Consider the following 23,554-nt stretch of genomic DNA (forward strand, 5'->3'; position numbering starts at 1 on the left):
GGGGTGACGAACCAGAGGGTGTCGGTGGGGAGTTCGGCGGTGGCGGTCACCGTGAAGGAGCCGGTGTCGACGCGGCTGAGCCCGCCGCCCGCGACGGCGGCCGGGGTCGCCCGGCGGTACAGCAGCAACTGCCGGGTCACCGGGCGGAACCCGGTCACCGTCGCGGTGCAGCGCGGGCACCCCATGAGATGGTCCTCGAAGCGGAACGCGTCCCGCTCGTCGAGCACGCCGAGCGCGTAGGCGCCCGCGTCGCGATGCCTCTCCAGGGACCTCATGCCGCATCCTCGTGCCGTCGGTGGGGGTGGCGTACCGTGCCCCCTCCGGTACGCGGCGCGGCGCCGAATCACTCACGCGGACGCGGACGAATACGCCGCCCGGCCGGTACCGTCGCACGCCAACTGCTCGGTCAGCACCCGGATCGGGTGCTCCGGCGGGTGGACGGAGGAACCCACGGCGTACGCCGCGCACACGGTGTCCGGCCGCGTCGCCGCCTTACGCCCGCGCACCCCGCGGACGAGGGCGCTCCCGCATCGTCTCCGGCGCCGACGGCCTTCCGCGCACTCGCGAGGCCGCGGCGGCCACGTCCCACCTCCGTCGGCGCGGTCCGCCGGCGGTGGTCGCGGTGGTGGCGGTCGCGGTGGTGGCTCAGAACAGGTGGATCGCGAGATGCCCCAGCGGCAGCCCCAGCTGCCACGCCGGGGTCCACACCTTCGGGCCCTCGTCCTCGCCGGTGGCCGGGGCGCCGCCCGGTACCGCGTTCAGGTCCGGGGCGAGCAGCTCGGTGTCCTGGAGCCACCGCCACGCCGCCCGGGCCAGCACCAGGTCCGCGTCCGGGCGGCGGACCCCGGCCGTGGTCTCGGCGAGCCGCTCGCGCACCCACTCCCGCCACGGCTGGTCGTACGCCGTCAAGGAGAGCCAGGTCTCCAGCCGGGAGACCACCTGGGCACCGCACAGCTCGCCGTCGGTGTCGGACAGGAAGATGGTCAGCGCCAGCGCGTAGCGCCCGGCGCGGAACTCGAAGGACGTCGGCGGCATCAGATCCCCGCCGCGCAGCAGTTCGTCGGCGACGTACTCGGCGTACAACCACGCCATGGGGACGACCAGTTCGTCGCCGCCGCTGCCGTCCGTGCTCTCGTGACCTCTGTGCAGCATCCCTCGCAGCCCTTCCTCCGGTGCGTGTGCGTCGCCCCACCCGGGCCCTGTCGAGGACCCCGTCCGGAACACGGATGAGGACAGCCGATTACCCAACGGGGGTCCACGGCAAGGCGCTTTACGGAGGCTTGACCCGGCGTCCGGTTTCACCGCAGGTCGGTGGCGTATCCCGGTAGCACCCGGCGCAGGGCACGCAGCGCGTAGAACGCCCGGGACTTCACGGTACCCGCCGGTATGCCCAGAGCCGCCGCCGCTTCCGCCACGCTCGCCCCCTGGAAGTACACGAGCACCAGGACTTCACGGTGTTCCGGGGTGAGAGTCTTCACAGCCTCGCGTACGTCGAGGGCGGCGGCGGCGCGTTCGGCGTGGTCCGCGCAGACCGGCGCGTTCGCCAGGGCGGCGTCGCCGACCTCGGGCGGCCGGGCCTGCCGGGCCCGCCGGGCGTCGATCGCGAGCCGCCGGGCGACGGTGAGCAGCCAGGGCCGGGCGGAGGCGAAGTCGCCCGCGCGCAGCGCTTCGGGGTGCTGCCAGGCGCGCACCAGGGTCTCCTGGAGGAGGTCCTCGGCGCGCTGCCGGTCGCCGTCGCACAGCCGCAGCAGCAGCCCGAACAGCGGCCGGCCGTGCTCGCGCTGGAGGGCGGCGAGCTCGTGCTCGGCGGTCGTCGTCCCGTGGGTGAGGGTGGTTCCGGCCGTCATGGCCGTATGGCATCGCAGGGGGCGGCCGGGGGACAGGGCGGGCGCACGGGTGTGCGGCGGACGGTCGATCGCGTCGGCGAACGGTTCGACGAACGGTCGGTGCCCGGCGTCCGCGCACGCCGGACGGGCTAAAGGGCGTGTCGGAACCGGGGGAGGGGCTCCGGAACTCCTTACCTATTTGTGTGTAAATCCTACTTTTATCCGTGCGGGACCACAGCGGGGTGAACGGATGATCACACGCAGCCGACAGGTGGCACTGGCCCTGACCGCCGTCCTCACCGCGGGCGCGGCCTGCCAGGCCCACGACCGGGAGCCGTCGCCGGGCCGCCCGGCCCCGCCGCCGAAGGACGCCGGCGCCTTCACCCTGGTCGCCTCCGGTGACGTCCTGCCGCACGACTCGGTCATCGAGCGGGCCCGGTTCGACGCGGGCGGCGGCTCCGGATACGACTTCCGCCCGATGCTGGCCGGCATCGCTCCCGTCGTGTCCCGGGCCGACCTGGCCCTGTGCCACCTGGAGACCGCCGAGTTCCCGCCCGAGGCGGCGGCGGGCCTCGCGGCCACCGGCTACGACGGCTGCTCCACCGCCGCCGGCCACGGCCCCGACGACGGCGGAGCCGGCCTGCGCCGCACCCTCGACGCCCTCGACCGGGCCGGGGTACGGCACGCCGGGGCCGCGCGCGACGAGCGGGAGGCCCGCACCGTGACCGTCCTGCGGGCCGGCGGCGCCGAGATCGCCCATCTCGCCTACGCCCACGGCACCGACCTGCGGGCCCGGGTGCCGGCCGACGCCGCGGCCGCCCGCGAGGCCGGCGCCGACGTGGTGGTCGTCTCGCTGCGCTGGGGCACCGAGTGGCAGGAGGCCCCCGACGAGCGGCAGCGGTCGCTGGCCCGCGCGCTCACCGCGGCCCGGACCGCCGGGCGGCCCGCGGTCGACCTGATCGTCGGCGGCCACGCGCACGTCCCGCAGGCGTACGAGAAGGTCAACGGCACCTGGGTGGTCTACGGGACGGGCGACCAAGTCGCCGGCGAGATGATCAACGACGCGGGGGTGCCCGATCCGCGCGGCAACCAGTCCACCCTCGGCCGCTTCACCTTCGCCCCGCCCGCCCGGCCCGGCGGCCGCTGGAAGGTCACCCGGGCCGAGTTCGTGCCGCAGCTCTTCGACGTGGACGCGGGCCGGGTGGTGAACCTCAACCGGGCCCTCGCCCAGGGCGCCGAGGTACGCGCCGTGCGCGACCGCGTCCGGGACGTGGTCCTCGGCCGGGGCGCGGCCGAGGACGGCCTGACGATGGGCGAGTAGGGCCGGCGGCCGGGCCGGGCACGCATCGCCCCGGGCCCCTCTCGCGTCAGGGCACCACCCTCACGCCAGAGCGCCCCGTCACGTCAGGGCACCACCCTCACGTCAGGGCACCACCGTCACCGGCCAGTGGCCCGTCTTCACCAGGCGGATGGCGACGGAGCCGACCAGGCGGTGGCCGGCCTGTTCGGAGGCGCCCACCACCACGGCGTCCGCCTTCAGGTCGTCGGCCGCCGTGCGGAGCCCGTTGAACGGGTCGCCGCGGAACGTGTGGAACTCCCAGCGGACCTCGAATATCCCCTTCACCCGCTCGGTCGCCTCCCGGATGTGGGCGACCAGGTCCTCCGCGATCTCGTCGGTCGTCTCCGCGACCGGCGCCCCCAGCGACACCCCGCCCGCCAGCATCGGCTGCACGTACACCACGGCGAGCAGCGCGTGCTGCCGCCGGGCCAGGCCACCGGCGTAGGCCGCCGCGCGGAGCGAGGAGTCCGACCCGTCCACGCCGACGAGAATGACCTTGGGCCCGTCCGTGCCCCGCTCGAACTGATGCGAATGCTGCTGTTCCGGTTCCGTCACGCGGCGAGGTTATCGGAAGGCACCGCTGGTCCGGGCGGGTGGATTCGTGCCGCCGCTCCGGTGCCGTACTGGTGCGTCGGCCCGCGGCCGGGCGACTGATGAGTCATGAAGACGGATCAGTTGCTCACGCGGCGCGGCGCGTTGCTCGCCGGCGCCGCCGCGGTGGGGGCGGCCGGCACCGCCGGCGTCCTCGGAGCCCTCGCGGGCAAGGCGCCGGTCCCGGCCCGGCCCGCCGCCCCCGTCCCCGGCCCCGAGGCCCGCCGCGCGCTTAAGCCCGCCGCCTACCGCCTGCGGCCCCTGACCGGATACGGCCCGCCGCGCGCCCCGCACGCCCCCACCCCGGTCCGGCGCGAGCCGCTCCTGAACATCTCCGGACGCGGCCGCACCATGGTGCTGACCTTCGACGACGGCCCCGACCCCCGCTACACCCCCGACATCCTCGACACCCTGGCCGAGTACGAGGTCCGCGCGATGTTCTTCGTGTGCGGCGAGATGGCCGTGGACAACAAGGACCTGCTGGCCCGGATGGCCGACGACGGCCACGTGGTCGGCAACCACACCTGGTCCCACCCCCTGCTCACCAGCCTCACCCGCAAGCGGATCCGCGCCGAGATGGAGCGCACCACCGAGGTCGTCGACGACGCCTGTGGCGAGCCGCCCCGCTGGTTCCGGGCGCCGTACGGGGCGTGGAACCGCGCCGCCTTCCAGCTCGGCGCCGAACTCGGCATGGAACCGCTCGCCTGGACCGTCGACACCCTGGACTGGACCGCCCCCGGCACCCGCACCATCGTCGACCGGGTCGAGGACGGCGCCGCCCCCGGTGTCGTGGTGCTCTCGCACGACGCCGGGGGCGACCGTTCGCAGAGCGTGCGCGCCCTGCGCTCCTACCTCCCGAACCTGCTGGACTCCGGATACCACCTCACCGTCCCCCGGCGGCAGCACCTGTGACGCCCGCCCGCCCGGCCGGAATTCCGCTCAGCGAACACCGGTCAGGCGGGCGAAAGCGACCACGTTCCCCGCGTAACCGTTCTGCTTGGAGAATCCGCCGCCGCAGGTGATGACCCGCAATTCCGGACTTCCCTTGGAGGCGTACACCCGGTCGCCGGGGAAATCGTCCTTCTCGAAGACCTCGATGCCGTAGATCTCGAACTCGGCCGTCTTTCCGTCCGCGCGGGCGACCTCCACCTCGTTTCCCTGCTTCAGGGCGCCGAGCCCGTAGAAGACCGCCGGGCCCTGTTTGTTGTCGACATGGCCGACCACGACCGCGGTGCCCTTCTCGCCCGGCGAGACCGCGCCGGTGAACCAGCCGGCCAGATTCGGGTCCTCGGGCGGCGGCGCGCCGACCCAGCCGTCCGCGTCCAGGCCCACCGGCATCATCGGCGCGTCGACCTGGATCGCCGGGATCCGCACCCGGTCGGGCACCGCGTACGGCAGCGGCGCGACGGCCTGCGGCAGGGCGGTGCCCTCCGCGGGCCGGGCCCGGGACGCGGCGGCCGACGCCGGCTGGGGCGGGCCCACGTCGAATTCCCCCGAACCGTTGCGGATGAGTGCCAGGCCGGTCAGCAGAACAAGCGCTATGACTCCCCACGGAGCGCGCTTCCTGTGCCGCTCCTCCTCTTCGGCCAGCTCGGACGCAGCCATTCGACATCCCCTCTCGACACAGCCGTCGCCGTGTCAGTCGCGCATACGGAAAACGCTAAGTGCCGCCCGGCCCAGCGGCGACGGGGCGGATGCGAACGGGTGGCCCCGCATTCGGCCGGTGAGCCATCCGGGGCGCGGGGTACGGGAAATTTCTGACAGTCCGTGACCTGCGGTGATATCCGCTGCCGCGGTTCCGTCACGGCGACCGGGCTCACCAGGACGGACCAGCGCCGAAATGCGGCCATCGCCGCACCAACTGAGGGTTTTTCCGGGAGGCGCTTTCTCGCCGATCGACCGGGGACGGGTCCCGGGGCGTCTTCCGCGGAGGATCACATGCGTAACTCCCGTGCCCTGGCGGCCACAGGCGCCGCCGTCGTTGTTACCGGGGTGCTCGGGCTCGCCGCTCCCACGGCCGTCGCGTGGGACACGCCGAGCAACATCGTGGCCCTGCCCAGCGTCATCGCCCGCGGCGGCCAGATGACCGTCACCGTCGACGGCTGCCGGGACGGCGGCACGATGACCTCGCGCGCCTTCCCGACCACCCACCTGACGCCGGTCCGGGGCGCCAACGAGACCTCGAAGGGCGTCGCCACCATCAACAGCGACGCCCGCCCCGGCTCGTACGACATCACCGTCAACTGCTCGGGCCGGACGCTGACCCGGCCGGCCGCCTTCACCGTCATCGGCGGTGTCCGGGGCGGTGTCGGCGGCAGCAACTCCAGCGGCGCCACGCCGACCGACATCGCGATCGGCGGCGGGCTGGTCGCCGCGGCGGTGGCGGGCGGTGGCCTGTTCTGGATGCGCCGCCGGGCCGAGCGGCGCGCCTGACCGGTGTGCCCGGCGCCCGGCCGGGCCCCGCCTTCGGGGGGCGGGCCCACGGGCGCCGTACGGGCCGCGCGACAGTACGCCACAGCACTTCGCCCCGGCTCCCCTGGGAGGGGAGCCGGGGCGAAGTGCTGTGGCACGGGGGCCGCTTCGTCAGCCGCCGTCCTCGCCGGTGCGGCGGCGGGAGAAGTGGTACGCCGCTCCCACCGAGCCGGCCACCAGGACCGCGCCGAGCCCGAGGGTCCTGAGGTCGAAGCCCGCCACGGTGCCGCCCGCGCCGGCGTGCACACCCTTGTCGGGGTGCTCGTGGTGCTGCCCGTGCCCGGGCTGGTCCGGGGGCGGCGGCACCAGGGTGGGCGGGGGCTGCGGCGGCGGCGAGGGACTCGGTCCCTGGCGGGTGATGGTCAGGCCGGTCGTCCCGGCCGCCCCGTCGCACCGGAACGCCACCTGGTAGACCGCACCGGGTTTGGCGTCCAGGTCGACCACGGCCCGCGCGTGCGTGTGCCGGGGCGGAATGGTCACCGGGTCGAACACCGGGGCGGAGACCGTCGCCGGGCCCTTGCAGCGGCCGTCGGCGCGGTCGACGAGCAGCGTGACCTCGCCGCCCGGCGCGATGGTGGAGGGCTGGACGCGGAAACCGAACGGCGTGACGGTGCCCTCGCCGGCCGCGCCGGCGGCCGGGACGCAGGAGGTGAGGGCACAGGCGCCCAGCAGTGCGGCCGAAGCGACGGGTATGGCGGCGGGTATCGCGCGCATGAGGCATCCTCCGGGTTCCGAGGAGCAGCTGCGGACCTGTTCCGCTCGCGACGGGCCTGCACCTCGATGTCCGAAACGCTAGGAAGGCGCGCGGGTGGGCGCGATCGCAGTCGCGCGAATGGGGCAAGGGTGTGGGCCGCCCAGGGGACGACGGGCATGGGGCGCGCCGCCCCGGTGCCCGCCGCCCGGGGGCCGGACGCCCTCAGCTCATGAGGCCGGGGAAGAGCCCCAGGTACGGGTCGGTCGACGCGCCGAAGCCCCGTCCGTACGGGTCGTCGAAGTCCCAGATGAGGAAGAGCAGGAACGCGATCAGCGCCGAGAACAGCCCGGCCAGCACCAGTTCGCGCGCGGTGCGCCGGATCTGCAGGGCGAAGACCATGCCGATGGTGACGGCACCGCCGATGATGAGCCCGAACCACACCACCCCCGGCATGGTCGACCCGGTCGACTCGGCCCGCGAGGTGCGGGCCTGGTCGGCGGCGCTCACCTGGTCCAGGAGCGGCTGGTAGGCCTGGGCCTCGAAGTCCGACTTCGGCTCGTAGTCGGTCACGTCCGCGCGGAGCCGGTCGAGCAGCACGGTGCCGCGCTCCGTGACGTCCCCGGTCTCGGCCATGGCCGGCCACTCGACCCGGACGACGTGTCCGACATAGGCATTGACATCGTCCCGAATCCGGTCGCGGACGTCGGGCGGATAGACCCGGACCCGCTCCGAGACCTCGTGCAGTGCCACCGCCTCCGCCTGGACGTGGTCCTGGGCGGCGCTGCGCGCCTCCCAGACGCCTGCGATGGCCAGGCCCAGGACGATGGCGTACACCACGCCGATCCACATGGTCATGTACTCGATGACGTCAGGGGTCTCGGTGATGTCCTCGTCCTCGGCGGCCCTGCGGTGCCGGACGAGGGTGATGACGACCACGACGGCACAGGCGGCCAGCATCGCGAGGGTGAGAACAAGCCATTCCGGCAAGAGAAGCCTCCAGGGATCAGCGCGGGCGCAGGGCGACGACGGCGGCCAGCGCGGGGATCAGGATGAGCAGGACGAAGACGAGCGGACGCATGGCGCCGCGCGGGGAGCGGGGGCGCTGCGGCGCGGAGCGGTAGCGCGGGTAGTGCACCGGCGTCAGGGACGGCCGGGGCGTGGGCGAGGCCGACGGAGCCGGCCGGCGCGGCGGCTCGGGCGCCGGGGTGGCGCTCGGCGCCGGGGCCGGTGACCGGGCGGGCGGCGGGGGAGCCGGCCGCGGTGGCGCGGGCGGCTCGGACGTGGGACGGACCGGCGCGGACGGCGTCCGCGGGGGCGGGGCCGGGGGTTTGGGCGACGGCGGCTTCGGGGGCGTCGGCTTCGGCGGCTCGGGCGGCGTGGGCGTGGGCGTAGGAGTCGGCGTCGGCGGCGGGCACGGCGGGAACGTGGGCCAGGTGCCGCCGCGGCCGGCGACCGCCGCGGCCCTGGTGTCCCCGGGGCCGTTCGACACGTACGCGCACGCGTCCGCCGCCGCGGGGGCCGCGGGGGCGCCGGCGAGTGCGAACGCCAGCGTCACCAGGGCCAACGTCCGTCCGGCGGGGGCGGATCGGATCGGTTCGGGTGCATGCACGTGGCGAATCATGGAGCGTGCCGCGACGGGGCACGCCGGGATGGCACCGGATTGCCCCGAAGGAGGGACCCCGGCTCGTACGTACGTATGGCCAACTCGTGGATGTGGTAAGCGCCGTTGAAGAAATCCCCGCCGCCGTTGAACACCACCGGGCCGCCCGTCCGTACCCCATGCCGTGCGGAGAACGGCAGTTCTCCGCACCACCCATCCAAGAAGGGGGAGTTGACGATGAGGACCTCGTGGCGAAGCGCCTCACTCGTGGCGAGCGCCGCGGTGGTGCTGGCGCTGACGACGGCGTGCGGTCAGGACGGCGGCGCCGCGGGCGGCAGCCAGAACGTGGGCGCCTCGGCCCAGCCCGGCGAGATCGGCACCGTCGGCGCGGGCCAGGGGCTCGGCGCGGACGCCGGGGACGCGCGGTCGGCAAGCCCGGCCGCCGCGGGCAAGCTGTCCGTCGCCGCCGACGACGAGATCGGCGAGCTGGTGACCGACGGCGCCGGCCGCACCCTGTACCGGTTCGACGCCGACACCGCGAAGCCGCCGAAGACGACCTGCGAGGCGGACTGCGCCACGGCCTGGCCGCCGGTGGCCGCCGACGACGCCATCGCCGGCGAGGGCATCGACGAGTCCCTGCTCGGCGAGGTCACCCGCGCCGACGGCACCAAACAGCTGACCATCGGCGGCTGGCCGGCGTACCGCTACGCCAAGGACACGGCGGCCGGGGACGTCAAGGGCCAGGGCGTGAACGGCAAGTGGTTCGCGCTCGCCGCCGACGGCAAGAAGGCGGCCCGGCCCAGCCTGTCCACCCGCGAGGACCCCGACCTCGGCGAGATCGTCGTCGACAAGGACGGGATGACGGTCTACCGCTTCCTGAAGGACGAGGCCTGGCCGGACCCGGTGTCCGCCTGCACCGGCGAGTGCCTGAAGAAATGGCCGGTCGTCGCCCCCGTCGAGGCCGCCGACACGGAGGACGTGGAGAAGAAGGGCCTGATGAGCTTCACCCGCCCGGACGGCGCGGCCCAGCAGACCCTTGACTGCTGGCCGCTGTACACCTTCGCCGGCGACGCGGAGGCCGGCGACATCAACGGCCAGGGCGTCGGCGGCACCTGGTACGCCGTCGCACCCGACGGAAAGCCGGTCAAGAAGTAGCACGGGAGCAGTGGGCCGCCCCTCCGCCTCGGCGCGGAGGGGCGGCCCGCTGCGCGCTGCCCGCACCCGGCACGTGCCACGGGCAGTGACCGGGAACGGATGGTCAATTTCCGTTTCCGCTCGCTCCTTTGGCGGGCGATCAGTAGCCTCTGCTCGAACACCGGATCGCCTTGAGCCTTGGAGAACCAGATGGAGCGTCCCGCCTGGGCCCCGCGGAGCATTGACATCACGGTGCCCAGCGTGTCCCGCATCTACGACTTCTACCTGGGCGGTTCGCACAATTTCGAGGTCGACCGGGAAGCGGCCCGCCGGGCCATGGAGTTCATGCCGGGACTGCCCAAGGTCATGCAGGCCAACCGGGCCTTCATGCGCCGCGCCGTGCGCTTCGCCGCCGCCGAGGGCATCACCCAGTTCCTGGACGTCGGCTCCGGCATCCCGACCTTCGGCAACGTCCACGAGGTGGCCCGGCGGGCCTGTCCCGGCGCCCGGGTGGTCTACGTCGACCACGACCCGGTGGCGGTCGCGCACAGCCAGGCGGTGCTGGCCGGCGACGCGGCCGCGGACGTGGTCGCCGCCGACCTGCGCAAGCCGCGCGAGATCCTCGCCGCCGAGCAGGTGGAGCGGCTGATCGACCTGAATCGGCCGGTGGCCCTGCTGCTCGTTGCCATACTGCACTTCGTGGATGACGAGGACGACCCGTACGCGGCGGTGGCCGAGTTGAGCTCCGCGCTCGCTCCCGGCAGCATGCTCGTCCTCACGCACGCCGCGTACGAGCACATCCCGCTGCCGCCCGAGCGGGCCTCGGGCGCGGTGGACGTGTACAAGGACATCCGCAACCCGCTGATCATGCGCACGCGCGAGGAGATCGCGCGGTTCTTCGAGGGGTACGACATGGTGGAACCCGGACTGGTGCCGATGGCGCGCTGGCGCCCCGAGGAGGCACCGGAGGGCGAGGACCCCTACGCCTTCTCCGGTTTCGCCGGCGTGGGGCGTACCGCGTGATGGCGCAGCCGGACGGGCCCGAGGACAGACTGCGCCGGTTCGCCACGATCTGGAGCCGGGCGGTGTTCCCCGTCACCACGACGTCGTCGACCCGGCCGGAGTTCGAGGCCGAACTGCTGCCGCTGGCCCGGCGGCTGAGCGAGGTGCTGCGCGCCCGGGCCTTCGAGGGGGAGGCGGCCAAGGCGGTCGGCGCCGCCCTCGTCGACGCGCACTGCACCGATCCCGAGGCGCTCAGCCGCACCCTGGACTGCGTCGACGCCTACCTGGTGCTCTACTGCGGCGAGGGCGGCGACCAGGAGGACCTGCGGGCCCGCTCCGCGCGGATGCAGCACGCGATGGCCGCCGGGTTCGCCGCGGCGCTGCGCGCCCGCACCCTGGCCGAGCAGGAGGCCATCGCACAGGCCGCGCTGAAGGCACAGGGCGTGGTGGCCGCCGCGCTGCACGCCAGCGAGGCCCGCTTCCGCGCGGTCTTCGAGGGCGCCGCCATAGGCATCGGCATCGCCGACCTGGACGGCAACATCCTCCAGGTCAACGAGGCGCTGACGCGCATGTTCGGCCTCACCGACCAGAAGCTGCGCCAGGGCCGGGTGCGGGACTGGACCCACCCCGACGACGCCCCGCAGACCTGGCGGCTCTACGACGAGCTGGTGCGCGGCGAGCGCGAGCACTACCACGTGGAGAAGGCGTTCTACCGGCCCGACGGCACCGTGCTGTGGACCAACCTGACCGTCTCCCTGCTGCGCGACGCCGACGGCGTCCCGCAGTACCAGCTCGCGCTGATGGAGGACACCACCGAGCGCCGCCTGCTCAACCTGCGGCTGCGCTACGAGGCCACCCACGACGCGCTCACCGGCCTGCCCAACCGCAGCTTCTTCTTCGAACGCCTGGAGAAGGCGCTGAACGCCGGCCCGGGCCAGCGCTTCGGCCTGTGCTACCTCGACCTGGACGGCTTCAAGACCGTCAACGACAGCCTCGGCCACGCGGCCGGCGACCGGCTCCTGGTGGAGGTCGCCGACCGGCTCCAGGGCTGCGCCACCGCGCCCGGCGAGATGGTGGCCCGGCTCGGCGGCGACGAGTTCGTGGCGCTGACCACCGGCCCGGACACCGTGCACGAGGTGGACGAGCTGGCCGGCCGGATCATGAACGCGCTGCTCGCGCCGATCAGCATCGACGGCCGGGAGATCACCGTGCGCGGCTCCGTCGGCATCGTCGAGGGACCGGCGGGGGAGCGCAGCGCGGCCGAGGTGCTGCGCAGCGCCGACATCACCATGTACCGGGCCAAGTCGGCGGGCGGCAACCGCTACGAACTGGCCGACCCGGAGGCCGACGCCCGCGCCATCACCCGGCACGGACTGACCACGGCGCTGCCCGCGGCCCTCGAGCGCGGCGAGTTCTTCATCGAGTACCAGCCGCTGGTCCACCTCGGCGACGGCAGTGTGCGCGGCGCGGAGGCGCTGGTGCGCTGGCTGCACCCGCAGCACGGCGTGCTCGGCCCGGACCGCTTCATTCCGCTCGCCGAGCACACCGGCCTGATCGTGCCGCTGGGCCGCTGGGTCCTGGAGCAGTCGGTGCGGCAGGCCCGCGCCTGGCGGGAACTGTACGGCGACGGCGGCGCGGACCCGCTGCGGATCAACGTCAACCTGTCCCCCTGCCAGCTCACCCACCCCGGGCTGGTCCAGGACACCGTCGACATCCTGGAACGGGCCGGGGTCGCGCCGGACGCGCTGTGCCTGGAGGTGACCGAGTCGGCCCTGATCGGCGCGGACGACGATCTCCTCAAACCGCTGCGGCGCCTTGCCGAGATGGGCGTGGACATCGCGCTGGACGACTTCGGCACCGGCTACTCCAACCTGGCCAACCTGCGCCGGCTGCCGGTGAGCGTGCTGAAACTGGACCGCTCCTTCACCCAGAGCATGCAGCAGTTCCCGGCCGACCCGGTCGACCTCCGGATCGTCGAGGGCATCGTCTCCCTCGCCCACGGCCTCGATCTGACGGTCACCGTGGAGGGCGTGGAGACGGGCGCGCAGGCGGAACAGCTCCGCATACTGGGCTGCGACACGGCCCAGGGCTGGTACTACGCCCGCCCCGGCCCGCCGGAACGGTTGCACGAGCTGGCGCTGGTGGATGCCACGGGGTGACTGAACGCCCCGAAAGGGGCGCGGGGAACTGCGCGACCAGCCACAACGGACCCGCACTCGACGACGGGACGTGCGGCTTTCGTCGTGGTTGCTCGCGCCCACGCGGCGGAGCCGCATATCGACACAGCCCCGCGCCCCCAGGGGCATGTCCGCACCCGGTGTCGGAAAGTCACCGTTCCAGCAGCATCCGCTGGAGTTCCCGGGCCGCCCGCGGCGGAGCCACGTCGCTGCGGTGGGCCAGCGCGATCGTGCGGTGCAGTCCGGGCCGGGTCAGCGGAGTGACCCGCAGGCCCCGCCCCGACCGCGCCGCCACCATCCGGGGCACCACCGCGATCCCCAGCCCCGCCCGCACAAAGCCGAGGACCGCGTCCATCTCACCGCCCTCGACGGCGAAACTCGGCTCGAACCCGGCGGAGCGGCACGCCGCCACGGTCAGCTCCCGCAGGTCGTAGCCGTGCCGGAACATCACCAGCCGCTCGCCCTCCAGGTCCCCGATGTCCACCGCCCGCCGCCCGCCCCCGGGCTTCGGCTCCTCCGGCGACGACACCACCACCAGGTCCTCGCGCAGCAGCTCCACCGTGGTCAGCGCCGGCGACGGCGTGGGCAGCGGCAGCACGACCAGCGCCAGATCCAGCGCACCGCGCGCCAGCTCCCGTACCAGGTCGTGGCTGCCGCCCTCCTCGATCAGCAGCCGGATGCCGGGATAGCGGTCGTGGAAGGCGCGCAGCACGTCGGGGAGCAGACCGGTGCACAGGCTCGGCGTGGCGCCGAGCCGGACCCGGCCGCCACGCAGCTCCACCAGTTCCCGCACCTCGTGCCGGGCGGTGTCCGCGTCGGCGAGGATGCGCCGGGCCAGCGGCAGCAGCGCCTCCCCGGCGTCGGTCAGCGTGATGTTGCCCCGGGCCCGCTGGAACAGATCGGCGCCCAGCTCCCGCTCCAGCGCCTTGATCTGCTGGGACAGCGACGGCTGGGAGACATGGACGAGATCGGCGGCCCGGGTGAAGTGCCGGGTCTCGGCCACCGCCACGAAGTACTGGAGCTGCTGGAAGTGCACCTCGCCAGCATAGGTCCTCGATAGGCGACGCCTATCGAAACGAGCCGGACCATGTCTTGGACCGATGGGGCCCTTCGGCCCTAGCGTCTTGTGACATGGCTCTGGCAACGCGGACGGACCGACGGCCGTCCATGGCACGCACCGTGTGGGACTCCACCGTCGGCAAGAAGACCGTGATGGCGGTCAGCGGACTGATCATGCTGCTGTACCTGGTCGTCCACATGATCGGCAACCTGAAGATCTTCTTCGGCACGGCGGAGTTCAACCACTACGCCCACTGGCTGCGCACGGTCGGTGAGCCGTTCATGCACTACGAGTGGACGCTGTGGCTGGTCCGGATCGTGCTGGTGGTCGCCGTCGTCGCGCACGCCGTCTCCGCGTACCAGCTCAGCCGCCGCGACCTCAGGGCCCGGCCCACCAAGTACGTGCACAAGCGCAAGCGGGCCAGTTACGCCACGAACACCATGCGGTACGGCGGGATCATCCTGGCCCTGTTCATCGTCTGGCACATCCTGGACCTGACCACCGGCACCGTGCACTCCGGCGGCTTCCAGTCGGGCAAGCCCTACCAGAACGTCGTGGACACCTTCTCCACCTGGTACGGCAACGTCATCTACATCGTCGCCATGCTCGCCCTCGGCCTGCACATCCAGCACGGCTTCTGGAGCGCCGCCCAGACCCTCGGCGCCGGCCGCCGCAGCCGCGACCGCGTCCTGAAGACCGCCGGCAACGTCCTCGCGCTGCTGCTCACGGCCGGCTTCGTCGCCGTCCCCGTGGGCGTCATGACCGGATTGGTGGGCTGACCATGACTTCCTACGCCGACTACACGACCGGTGAGCCGGTCGCCGACACCAAGGCCCCGGCCGGCCCGGTCAGCGAGCGCTGGGACAAGCGCCGCTTCGAGGCCAAGCTGGTCAACCCCGCCAACCGGCGCAAGCACACGGTGATCGTGGTGGGCACCGGCCTCGCGGGCGGTTCCGCCGGGGCGACCCTCGCCGAACAGGGCTACCACGTCGTCCAGTTCTGCTACCAGGACTCCCCGCGCCGGGCGCACTCCATCGCCGCCCAGGGCGGCATCAACGCGGCGAAGAACTACCGCAACGACGGCGACTCCGTGCACCGCCTCTTCTACGACACGGTCAAGGGCGGCGACTTCCGGGCGAGGGAGTCCAACGTCCACCGGCTCGCCCAGATCTCGGTGGAGATCATCGACCAGTGCGTGGCGCAGGGCGTGCCCTTCGCCCGCGAGTACGGCGGTCTGCTCGACACCCGCTCCTTCGGCGGCGTCCAGGTCTCCCGGACGTTCTACGCCCGCGGCCAGACCGGCCAGCAACTGCTGCTCGGCGCCTACCAGGCGCTCAGCCGGCAGGTGGCGGCCGGGAACATCGAGCTGCACCCCCGTACCGAGATGCTCGACGTGATCGTCGTCGACGGGCGGGCCCGGGGGATCGTCGCCCGGGACCTGATCACCGGGAAGATCGACACGTACTACGCGGACGCGGTGGTGCTGGCCAGCGGCGGTTACGGCAACGTCTTCTACCTGTCGACCAACGCCATGAACTCCAACGCGACCGCCGTCTGGCGGGCGCACCGGCGCGGCGCCTACTTCGCCAACCCCTGCTTCACCCAGATCCACCCCACCTGCATCCCGCGCACCGGCGACCACCAGTCCAAGCTGACCCTGATGAGCGAGTCGCTGCGCAACGACGGCCGGATCTGGGTGCCGAAGGCCAAGGGCGACGACCGCCCGGCCAACAAGATCCCCGAGGACGAGCGCGACTACTACCTGGAGCGCATCTACCCGTCCTTCGGCAACCTCGTCCCCCGGGACATCGCCTCCCGCGCCGCGAAGAACGTCTGCGACGAGGGGCGGGGCGTGGGCCCCGGCGGGCAGGGCGTGTACCTGGACTTCGCGGACGCCATCGAGCGGATGGGGCGGGGGGCGGTCGAGGCCAAGTACGGCAACCTCTTCGACATGTACCAGCGGATCACCGACGAAGATCCGTACCAGGTGCCGATGCGGATCTACCCCGCCGTGCACTACACGATGGGCGGCCTGTGGGTCGACTACGACCTCCAGACCACCGTCCCGGGCCTGTTCGCGGTCGGCGAGGCCAACTTCTCCGACCACGGCGCCAACCGGCTCGGCGCCTCCGCGCTGATGCAGGGCCTGGCCGACGGCTACTTCGTGCTGCCGGCCACCATCAACGACTACCTCGCCCGGCACCCGCACCGGGACCAGGTCGGCGACGACCACCCGGTGGTGCAGGAGGTGCTGGCCGAGACCCAGGACCGGCTGAACCTGCTGCTGTCCGTCGACGGCGACCGCACCCCCGACTCCTTCCACCGCGAACTCGGCGAGCTGATGTGGGAGTTCTGCGGCATGGCCCGCACCGACGCCGGCCTGCGCAAGGCCCTGGAGCGGATCCCGCAGATCCGGGAGGAGTTCTGGCGCCGGATCAAGGTGCCGGGCACCGGCGAGGAGTTCAACCAGTCGCTGGAGAAGGCCAACCGGGTCGTCGACTATCTGGAGCTGGCCGAGCTGATGTGCCTCGACGCGCTGCACCGCGCCGAGTCCTGCGGCGGCCACTTCCGCGAGGAGTCCCAGACCCCGGACGGCGAGGCCGCCCGGGTCGACGAGGAGTTCTCCTACGCCGCCGCCTGGCAGTTCGCCGGCACCGGCGAGGCGCCCGTCCTGCACAAGGAAGACCTGGTCTTCGAGTACGTCCACCCCACCCAGCGGAGCTACGCATGAGGCTCACCCTGCGCGTCTGGCGCCAGAAGAACGCCGACGCCGAAGGCGCCATGTCCACGTACCAGGTGGACGGGATCTCGCAGGACATGTCGTTCCTGGAGATGCTCGACACCCTCAACGAGGAGCTGATCCTCAAGGGCGACGACCCGGTCGCCTTCGACCACGACTGCCGCGAGGGCATCTGCGGCGCCTGCTCGCTCGTCATCAACGGCGACGCGCACGGTCCGGAGCGGACGACCACCTGTCAGCTGCACATGCGGTCGTTCCGGGACGGCGACACCATCGACATCGAGCCGTGGCGGGCGTCCGCGTTCCCGGTCGTGAAGGACCTGGTGGTGGACCGGTCGGCGTTCGACCGGATCATCCAGGCCGGCGGGTACGTCACCGCGCCCACCGGGGCGGCGCCGGAGGCGCACGCGACGCCGGTGCCGAAGGCCGACGCGGACTTCGCGTTCGAGCACGCGGAGTGCATCGGCTGCGGGGCGTGTGTCGCCGCGTGTCCCAACGGGGCGGCGATGCTGTTCACGTCCGCGAAGGTGAACCATCTCAACGTGCTGCCGCAGGGGGCGCCCGAGCGGGAGTCCCGGGTGCTGGACATGGTGGGGCAGATGGACGCGGAGGGGTTCGGCGGGTGCACGCTGGCCGGCGAGTGCGCCACCGCCTGCCCCAAGGGGATTCCGCTGATGTCCATCACAAGCATGAACAAGGAGTGGCTGCGGGCTGCCCGCAAGGCCGGGAAGCGGTAGTCGTCTGAACGTTCGCCGACATGTGCGGACGGGCGGGGCCGGGAGAGGTGCTCCTTCCGGCCCCGTCTCGCATGTCGCGCCCCGGGGATTCAGCGAGCGCACATCCGTTCTCCCGGCGGCGGTCATGTGCAGGACAGCCGGGGTCGGGAGAACTGTGGCGAGCCCGGCCCCTGACCAGGAGAGCAGCCATGAGCGGTGTACTGACCGTCGACCGTCCCCCGCAGCCCGCGACCCCCGTCCGTTATACCGTCTCCCTCGCCCGCGACGAGGACGAGGTCCGGGCCGCCCAGCGGCTGCGGCACGAGGTGTTCGCCGGGGAGCTGGGCGCGCTGCTGTCCGGTCCGCGGCCCGGCCTCGACACCGACGCCTTCGACGCCCACTGCGACCACCTGCTGGTCCGCGAGGAGACCAGCGGCGAGGTGGTCGGCACCTACCGGCTGCTGCCGCCGGAGCGGGCCGCGGTCGCCGGCCGGCTGTACGCGGAGAGCGAGTTCGAACTGTCCGCGCTGGACCCGATCCGCCCGGACCTGGTCGAGGTCGGCCGCTCCTGCGTCCACCCCGACCACCGCGACGGTGCCGTCATCGGCCTCATCTGGGCCGGCATCGCCCGCTACATGACCGACCGCGGCCACGAGTGGCTGGCCGGCTGCTGCTCCGTCCCGCTCGCCGACGGCGGCGCCCTCGCGTCGGCCACCTGGGACCGGGTGCGGGAACGGAACCTGTCCCCCGAGGAGTACCGGGTACGGCCGCTGCTGCCGTGGGTCCCGCGCCCCGGGGCGCCGGCCGGGCCCGCCGAGGTACCGGCTCTGCTGCGCGGCTACCTGCGGCTCGGTGCCTGGGTGTGCGGAGCGCCCGCGCACGACCCCGACTTCGGCGTCGCCGACCTGTACGTGCTGCTGCCGATGAGCCGGGTCAACCCGCGCTACCTGCGGCACTTCCTCTCGCTCGTGCCCGCCGCCCGGTGAGCGTCTGGCTGCCCGGCGCGCCCTGCACCCCCGAGGGCTGCGTGGAACGGGCGCGGACCGCGGCGGCCCTGCCCCGGGCCGTGCTGCGGCTGACGGCGGTCGCCGCCCTGCTGCTGGCCGGGATCGCGCTGACGCCGGTCGGACACCGGATGCCCGCCGCCCTGGTGCGGGCGTGGTCCCGGTGGATCGTACGGGCGGCGGGGGTCCGGGTCCGGATCGTCGGCGGCGCGCCGCCGGCCGGCGGGCTGCTGCTCGTCGCGCACCACGTCTCCTGGCTGGACGTCCCGCTGCTGGCCGCCGTCCGGCCGGCCCGGATGGTGGCCAAGGCCGAGATCCGGCGCTGGCCGGTGGCCGGGTGGCTGGCCGCCCGCGGCGGCGTGCTGTTCATCGACCGCGACCGGCTGCGGGCGCTGCCCGGGACCGTCGCCCGGATCGCCGCCGAACTGCGCGGCGGCGCCGCGGTCGCCGTCTTCCCCGAGGGCAGCACCTGGTGCGGCCGGGCCCGGGGGCGGTACCGGCGGGCCGTCTTCCAGGCCGCGCTGGACGCGGACGTACCGGTCCAGCCGGTGCGCATCCGCTACCTGGCGGGCGGACGCGCGGTGAGCACGACGCCCGCCTTCGTCGGCGAGGACACCCTGCTCGCCTCGCTGTGGCGGGTGGCCTGCGCGCGCGGCCTGGTGGCCGAGGCGCGGGTGCTGCCGGTCCTCGCGGCCGGTGCCCGCCCCGACCGTCGCGAACTGGCCCGGGCCGCCGAGGAGGCGGACGCCGGCGCCCCCGCCGGTCACCACGGGAAAGCACACTCGAAAAGTGCGTGCCATTTGTGACTGATGTGCCGTTTTCCCGCTCTTGATGCGGAAAACCGTACAAGTGTCACTCCGGAAGGAGGGTGAGGCCAGATGATCACCCGCGAAGAGATCACGATGCTGTTGGACCATCCCGTCTACGACGGCGACGGCAACAAGATCGGCGACGCCAAGCACGTCTTCTTCGACGACATGACCGGGCGCCCCGAGTGGGTCAGCGTCAAGACGGGCATGCTCGGCTCCAAGGAGTCGTTCATCCCCATCCACGACGCCTCCCTGGTCGAGGACCACCTCGAGGTGCCCTACGACAAGGACAAGGTCAAGGGCGCGCCCAGCGTGGACATCGACGCGGGCGGGCACCTGTCGGCGAGCGAGGAACACCGCCTCTACGAGTACTACGACGTCAACTGGGACAGCGTGCTGTCCGACGACGACCCGCGCGCGGACACGAGCACCGGCACCGGCACCGCCGCGGCGGCCGGCCCCGCGGGTCTGGCCGGCACGGCCGGGACAGCGGGCCTGGCGGGCACCGCCGGGCGCGGCCGCACGGACCGCACCGGCACGCCCGACGACGACGCCATGACGCTCTCCGAGGAGCGGCTGCGGGTCGGGGTCGAGCGGCGCGAGACCGGCCGGGCCCGGCTGCGCAAGTACGTCGTCACCGAGGAGGTGCAGCAGACCGTCCCGGTGCGGCACGAGGAGGTGCGCCTGGAGCGCGAGCCGATCACGGAGGCCAACCGCGGCGACGCGCTCTCCGGCCCGGAGATCAGCGAGGCCGAGCACGAGGTCACCCTCTACGAGGAACACGCCGTGGTGGACACCGAGACGGTCCCGGTGGAACGCGTGCGGCTGACCACCGAGGAGCACGTCGAGGACGAGACCGTGCGGGGTCAGGTCCGCAAGGAGCGGATCGAGACCGAGGGCACGGTCGACGACGTCCGGCGGCCGGGCCGCGACATCTGACCCGGACCCCTCCCGCCCCGCCCCCTACCGGGCCCGCGCCAGGTAGGGGGCGGTGGCACTGCCCTGAACGCGGGCCACCGCCGCGGGCGGACCGGCCGCCACGATCCGGCCGCCCGCGTCCCCGCCGCCGGGCCCGAGGTCGATCACCCAGTCCGCGCCGGCGGCGACGGACATGTCGTGCTCGACGACCACCACCGTGTGGCCGGCGTCCACCAGGCCGTGCAGCTGCCGCGCCAGCACCTCCACATCGGCCGGATGCAGACCGGTCGTCGGCTCGTCGAGGAGGTAGAGCGTGTGCCCGCGCCGGCCGCGCTGCAACTCGCTCGCCAGCTTGATGCGCTGCGCCTCGCCGCCGGACAGCTCGGTGGCGGGCTGGCCGAGCCGTAGATAGCCGAGGCCCACGTCGAGCAGCGCCCCGAGGCTGCGCGCCACCGCCGGGACGTCCGCGAAGAACTCCGCCGCGGCCTCCACCGTCAGGTCCAGCACCTCGGCGATGTTCCGTCCCCGGTAGGTCACTTCGAGCGTGCCGGGCCGGTAGCGGGCCCCGCCGCAGTCCGGGCACGGCGCGTAGGTGCTCGGCAGGAACAGCAGCTCCACGCTGACGAATCCCTCGCCCTGGCAGGTCTCGCAGCGCCCTCCCCCAGAGGGGGCACCCCCGGCGACGTTGAAGGAGAAGCGGCCCACCCCGAACCCCCGCTGCCGGGCGCCGTCGGTGGCCGCGAAGACCTTGCGGACCACGTCGAACAGGCCGGTGTAGGTGGCCAGGTTGGAACGCGGGGTGCGGCCGATGGGCCGCTGGTCGACGGAGACCAGCCGGTCCACCCCGGGCAGTTCCGGGCCGATCTCGCCGACCAGCGTGGACTTGCCGGAGCCGGACACCCCGGTGACCGCGGTGAGGACACCGAGCGGGAACTCGGCGGTCACGCCGCGCAGGTTGTGCCGGGTGACCGGGCCGACCTTCAGCGTGCCGCGCGGGGTGCGCGGAGTACGGGCCGGGGCGGCGGCGCGGCCGAAGAGGTACCGGGCGGTCGCCGACCGGGCCGCCCCGGCCAGCTCCGCCACCGGTCCGCTGTGCAGCACCCGCCCGCCGTGCTCGCCGGCGCCCGGTCCGACGTCCACGATCCAGTCGGCGCCGCGCACCACGTCCAGGTGGTGCTCGACCACGAACACCGAGTTGCCGGCCGCCTTCAGCCGCTGGAGCACCGCCCGCAGCGCCTCGGTGTCCGCCGGGTGCAGCCCGGCCGACGGCTCGTCGAGGACGTAGACCACGCCGAACAGGCCGGAGCGCAGCTGGGTGGCGAGCCGCAGCCGCTGCAGTTCGCCGGCCGAGAGGGTGGGGGTGGCCCGGTCCAGGCTGAGGTAGCCGAGGCCCAGTTCGACGACGGGGGCGATGCGGGCCCGCAGGTCCGCGGTGAGGACCCGGGCCGTCCCGCCCCCCTCGGGCAGGACGGCGGCCAGTTCGGTCAGCGGCAGCGCGGCCAGCTCCGCGACGCTGCGGCCGCCGACGGTCACGGCGAGCGCCTCGGGCCGCAGCCGCCCGCCGCCGCAGACCGGACACGGCGCGCTGGTGAGAAAGGCCTCCGCCTTCGCCCGCAGCGCCGGGCTCTTGGAATCGGCGAAGGTCTTCAGCACGTACCGCCGGGCGCTCAGATACGTCCCCTGGTACGGCCGCTGGATGCGCCCGGCCGCGCGCACCGGGTGCACGGTGACCACCGGCTGCTCGTCCGTGAACAGGATCCACTCGCGCTGCCCGGCGGGCAGCTCGCGCCAGGGCCGGTCGACGTCGTAGCCGAGGGCGTCCAGCACGTCGCGCAGGTTCTTGCCCTGCCAGGCGCCCGGCCACGCGGCGATCGCGCCGTCCCGGATCGACCGCGACGGGTCGGGGACCAGCAGTTCCTCGGTGGTCCGGTGCACCCGGCCGAGCCCGTGGCACTCGGGGCAGGCGCCCGCCGCCGTATTGGGCGAGAAGGCGTCGGAGTCGAGCCGCCCGGCGCCCGGCGGGTAGTCGCCGGCCCGGGAGAACAGCATCCGCAGCGAGTTCGACAGGTTCGTGACCGTGCCGACCGAGGACCGCGAGCCCGGCGTGGCCCGGCGCTGCTGGAGCGCGACGGCGGGCGGCAGTCCGGTGATCTCCCCGACCTTCGGCGCGCCGACCTGGTGGATGAGCCGGCGGGCGTACGGCGCGACCGACTCGAAGTAGCGCCGCTGCGCCTCGGCGTAGACCGTGCCGAACGCCAGCGAGGACTTCCCGGACCCCGAGACGCCGGTGAACGCCACCACCACGTCCCGGGGGATGTCGACGTCCACCCCCTTCAGATTGTGCTCGCGGGCGCCGCGGACCCGGACGTACGGGTCGTGGGGGTGGTGCATGGCAGGGCTCCGTACCGCAGGGGGGGGACAAACCCCGCGATTCTATGCGCCCGCCCCCGTGACCACCCGCGCCAGCCGCCGGTAGGAGTCGGTCAGCGCCGCGCGGTCGTACGTACTGGTGGTGACCAGCACCTCCTGGGCGTCGGTCTCCTTCAGCAGGGTCTCCAGCGCGTCGGCGACCTGCTCCTCGGTCCCGGTGATGTGGCCGGCGAGACCGGCCTCGTAGAAGTCGCGCTCCTTGGCGGTCATCGGCCGGGCCTCGACCGCCTCGGCGGGCGGCAGCGGCGGGAACGTGCCGCGGGTGCGGGCGTACGCCATCGACCACGCCTCCGGGAGCAGCAGCCGGCGCGCCGCCTCGGGGGTGGCGGCCACGGCGACCGTGCCGGAGACGACGACGTACGGCTCCGGCGCCCAGGGCGAGGGGCGGAACGTCTCGCGGTAGCGGTCGATGCCGCGCCGCATCCGGTCCCGGTCGCGCAGGTCGCCGATGACCATCGGCAGGCCCGCGCGGGCGGCGACGGCCGCGCCCTCGCCCATCGCCAGCACGAACGGCGGCACGGTCAGGCCCTCGGCGGGGCGGGCGTGCGCGCCGGTGGCGGAGGTGCCCGCGAACCAGCCGAGCAGTTCGGCCAGTTGCCCGGCGAACCGGTCGGCGTCGTCCTTGCCGCGGCCCAGCGCCCGGCGCACCCCGTCGGTGAAGCCCACCGAGCGGCCCAGCCCCATGTCGATCCGGCCCGGGAAGAGCGACTCCAGCACGCCGAACTGCTCGGCGACCACGAAGGGCCGGTGGTTGGGCAGCATCACGCCGCCGGTCCCGACCCGGATGGTCCGGGTCGCGGCGGCCGCGGCGGCGGCCAGCACGGTCGGCGCCGACCCGGCCACCCCCGGCACCCCGTGGTGCTCCGCCACCCAGAACCGGTGGTAACCGAGCCGCTCGGCCTCCTGGGCCAGCCGCACGGTGTCGCGCAGCGCCTCGCCGGGCGGGCGCCCCTCACGGGTGCGGGAACGGTCGAGGACGGCGAAACGGGTCCGGGCGGTCAGCGGGCTCACAGGTGGTTCAACGCCCCGCGGGCCCGGGCAT

Annotated in this window: 22 protein-coding genes and 1 pseudogene; 12 read left to right on the top strand and 11 right to left on the bottom strand. The window is 73.7% G+C overall.

Going from position 1 to position 23,554, the window contains the following annotated elements:
• The 3 genes from AB0G32_RS33970 to AB0G32_RS33980 form a co-directional block, all read right to left on the bottom strand.
• A partial coding sequence (locus tag AB0G32_RS33970; RefSeq protein ID WP_361172408.1) for a zf-HC2 domain-containing protein occupies positions 1-275 on the bottom strand: 275 nt, incomplete at its 3' end.
• 370 nt (positions 276-645) lie between these two features.
• Positions 646-1,152 (bottom strand): hypothetical protein, encoded by a 507-nt coding sequence (locus AB0G32_RS33975; protein WP_361172411.1) that lies wholly within the window; start codon positions 1,150-1,152, stop codon positions 646-648.
• A gap of 146 nt (positions 1,153-1,298) precedes the next feature.
• Entirely contained in the window at positions 1,299-1,847 is a 549-nt protein-coding gene (locus AB0G32_RS33980; protein WP_361172414.1) for a sigma-70 family RNA polymerase sigma factor, read from the bottom strand.
• 229 nt (positions 1,848-2,076) lie between these two features.
• On the opposite strand from AB0G32_RS33980, the gene AB0G32_RS33985 reads away from it, so the two are divergent.
• Positions 2,077-3,147 (top strand): CapA family protein, encoded by a 1,071-nt coding sequence (locus tag AB0G32_RS33985; protein WP_361172417.1) that lies wholly within the window; start codon positions 2,077-2,079, stop codon positions 3,145-3,147.
• A 102-nt stretch (positions 3,148-3,249) separates the two neighbouring features.
• Here the strand turns inward: AB0G32_RS33985 and AB0G32_RS33990 are convergent, their stop codons facing one another.
• Positions 3,250-3,720, bottom strand: coding sequence for a universal stress protein (locus AB0G32_RS33990; RefSeq protein WP_361172421.1), 471 nt, complete (start codon positions 3,718-3,720; stop codon positions 3,250-3,252).
• Between the two features lie 105 nt (positions 3,721-3,825).
• Here AB0G32_RS33990 and AB0G32_RS33995 point away from each other — a divergent pair, with 105 nt between their 5' ends.
• Positions 3,826-4,668, top strand: a complete 843-nt coding sequence (locus tag AB0G32_RS33995) for a polysaccharide deacetylase family protein (RefSeq protein ID WP_361172424.1) — start codon at positions 3,826-3,828, stop codon at positions 4,666-4,668.
• Positions 4,669-4,695: 27 nt separating this feature from the next.
• On the opposite strand, the gene AB0G32_RS34000 is transcribed toward AB0G32_RS33995, so the two are convergent.
• Positions 4,696-5,361, bottom strand: coding sequence for a class F sortase (locus AB0G32_RS34000; RefSeq protein ID WP_361172427.1), 666 nt, complete (start codon positions 5,359-5,361; stop codon positions 4,696-4,698).
• A 333-nt stretch (positions 5,362-5,694) separates the two neighbouring features.
• Between AB0G32_RS34000 and AB0G32_RS34005 the strand changes: the two genes are divergently transcribed.
• Positions 5,695-6,189 carry a hypothetical protein gene (locus AB0G32_RS34005; RefSeq protein WP_361172430.1) on the top strand — a complete coding sequence of 165 codons (495 nt, stop codon included), beginning with the start codon at positions 5,695-5,697 and terminating at the stop codon, positions 6,187-6,189.
• A gap of 150 nt (positions 6,190-6,339) precedes the next feature.
• Here AB0G32_RS34005 and AB0G32_RS34010 read toward each other — a convergent pair whose 3' ends face one another.
• The 3 genes from AB0G32_RS34010 to AB0G32_RS34020 form a co-directional block, all read right to left on the bottom strand.
• Positions 6,340-6,942 carry a hypothetical protein gene (locus AB0G32_RS34010; RefSeq protein WP_361172433.1) on the bottom strand — a complete coding sequence of 201 codons (603 nt, stop codon included), beginning with the start codon at positions 6,940-6,942 and terminating at the stop codon, positions 6,340-6,342.
• A 202-nt stretch (positions 6,943-7,144) separates the two neighbouring features.
• A complete protein-coding gene (locus AB0G32_RS34015; RefSeq protein ID WP_361172436.1) occupies positions 7,145-7,909 on the bottom strand; it encodes a hypothetical protein in 765 nt (254 codons plus the stop codon).
• 16 nt (positions 7,910-7,925) lie between these two features.
• Positions 7,926-8,057 carry a hypothetical protein gene (locus AB0G32_RS34020; RefSeq protein WP_361172439.1) on the bottom strand — a complete coding sequence of 44 codons (132 nt, stop codon included), beginning with the start codon at positions 8,055-8,057 and terminating at the stop codon, positions 7,926-7,928.
• 702 nt (positions 8,058-8,759) lie between these two features.
• Between AB0G32_RS34020 and AB0G32_RS34025 the strand changes: the two genes are divergently transcribed.
• The 3 genes from AB0G32_RS34025 to AB0G32_RS34035 all read left to right on the top strand — a co-directional run bounded on the left by AB0G32_RS34025 (position 8,760) and on the right by AB0G32_RS34035 (position 12,817).
• Positions 8,760-9,677 (top strand): SCO0930 family lipoprotein, encoded by a 918-nt coding sequence (locus AB0G32_RS34025; RefSeq protein ID WP_361172442.1) that lies wholly within the window; start codon positions 8,760-8,762, stop codon positions 9,675-9,677.
• Between the two features lie 189 nt (positions 9,678-9,866).
• Positions 9,867-10,679 carry an SAM-dependent methyltransferase gene (locus AB0G32_RS34030; RefSeq protein ID WP_361172445.1) on the top strand — a complete coding sequence of 271 codons (813 nt, stop codon included), beginning with the start codon at positions 9,867-9,869 and terminating at the stop codon, positions 10,677-10,679.
• Entirely contained in the window at positions 10,676-12,817 is a 2,142-nt protein-coding gene (locus AB0G32_RS34035) for an EAL domain-containing protein (RefSeq protein ID WP_361172447.1), read from the top strand. The genes AB0G32_RS34030 and AB0G32_RS34035 overlap by 4 nt, the downstream gene beginning before the upstream one ends.
• Before the next feature lie 169 nt (positions 12,818-12,986).
• Here the strand turns inward: AB0G32_RS34035 and AB0G32_RS34040 are convergent.
• Positions 12,987-13,924 (bottom strand): annotated as a pseudogene (locus AB0G32_RS34040) (LysR substrate-binding domain-containing protein).
• A 78-nt stretch (positions 13,925-14,002) separates the two neighbouring features.
• Here AB0G32_RS34040 and AB0G32_RS34045 point away from each other — a divergent pair.
• The 6 genes from AB0G32_RS34045 (at position 14,003) to AB0G32_RS34070 (ending at position 20,103) form a co-directional block, all read left to right on the top strand.
• Complete coding sequence (locus AB0G32_RS34045) at positions 14,003-14,674, top strand: succinate dehydrogenase (protein ID WP_361172450.1); 672 nt, start codon at positions 14,003-14,005, stop codon at positions 14,672-14,674.
• Positions 14,675-14,676: 2 nt separating this feature from the next.
• Entirely contained in the window at positions 14,677-16,626 is a 1,950-nt protein-coding gene (locus AB0G32_RS34050) for a fumarate reductase/succinate dehydrogenase flavoprotein subunit (protein WP_361172453.1), read from the top strand.
• Complete coding sequence (locus AB0G32_RS34055; protein ID WP_361172456.1) at positions 16,623-17,372, top strand: succinate dehydrogenase/fumarate reductase iron-sulfur subunit; 750 nt, start codon at positions 16,623-16,625, stop codon at positions 17,370-17,372. Before AB0G32_RS34050 ends, AB0G32_RS34055 begins: the two co-directional genes overlap by 4 nt.
• A gap of 188 nt (positions 17,373-17,560) precedes the next feature.
• Positions 17,561-18,337: a GNAT family N-acyltransferase gene (locus tag AB0G32_RS34060; protein WP_361172459.1), complete on the top strand. Its 777-nt coding sequence runs from the start codon at positions 17,561-17,563 to the stop codon at positions 18,335-18,337.
• Complete coding sequence (locus AB0G32_RS34065) at positions 18,334-19,161, top strand: lysophospholipid acyltransferase family protein (RefSeq protein ID WP_361172462.1); 828 nt, start codon at positions 18,334-18,336, stop codon at positions 19,159-19,161. The genes AB0G32_RS34060 and AB0G32_RS34065 overlap by 4 nt, the downstream gene beginning before the upstream one ends.
• A 72-nt stretch (positions 19,162-19,233) precedes the next feature.
• The gene (locus AB0G32_RS34070) at positions 19,234-20,103 is read left to right on the top strand and encodes a PRC and DUF2382 domain-containing protein (RefSeq protein ID WP_361172465.1); all 870 of its coding nucleotides are present in this window, start codon (positions 19,234-19,236) and stop codon (positions 20,101-20,103) included.
• A 24-nt stretch (positions 20,104-20,127) separates the two neighbouring features.
• Here the strand turns inward: AB0G32_RS34070 and AB0G32_RS34075 are convergent, their stop codons facing one another.
• Both AB0G32_RS34075 and AB0G32_RS34080 read right to left on the bottom strand, forming a co-directional pair.
• Positions 20,128-22,473, bottom strand: a complete 2,346-nt coding sequence (locus tag AB0G32_RS34075) for an excinuclease ABC subunit UvrA (protein ID WP_361172468.1) — start codon at positions 22,471-22,473, stop codon at positions 20,128-20,130.
• A 42-nt stretch (positions 22,474-22,515) separates the two neighbouring features.
• Entirely contained in the window at positions 22,516-23,523 is a 1,008-nt protein-coding gene (locus AB0G32_RS34080) for an LLM class flavin-dependent oxidoreductase (protein WP_361172471.1), read from the bottom strand.
• Positions 23,524-23,554: the final 31 nt, after the last annotated feature.

Origin of the sequence: Streptomyces sp. NPDC023723, assembly GCF_040639815.1 — a bacterium.
Taxonomy (GTDB): domain Bacteria; phylum Actinomycetota; class Actinomycetes; order Streptomycetales; family Streptomycetaceae; genus Streptomyces.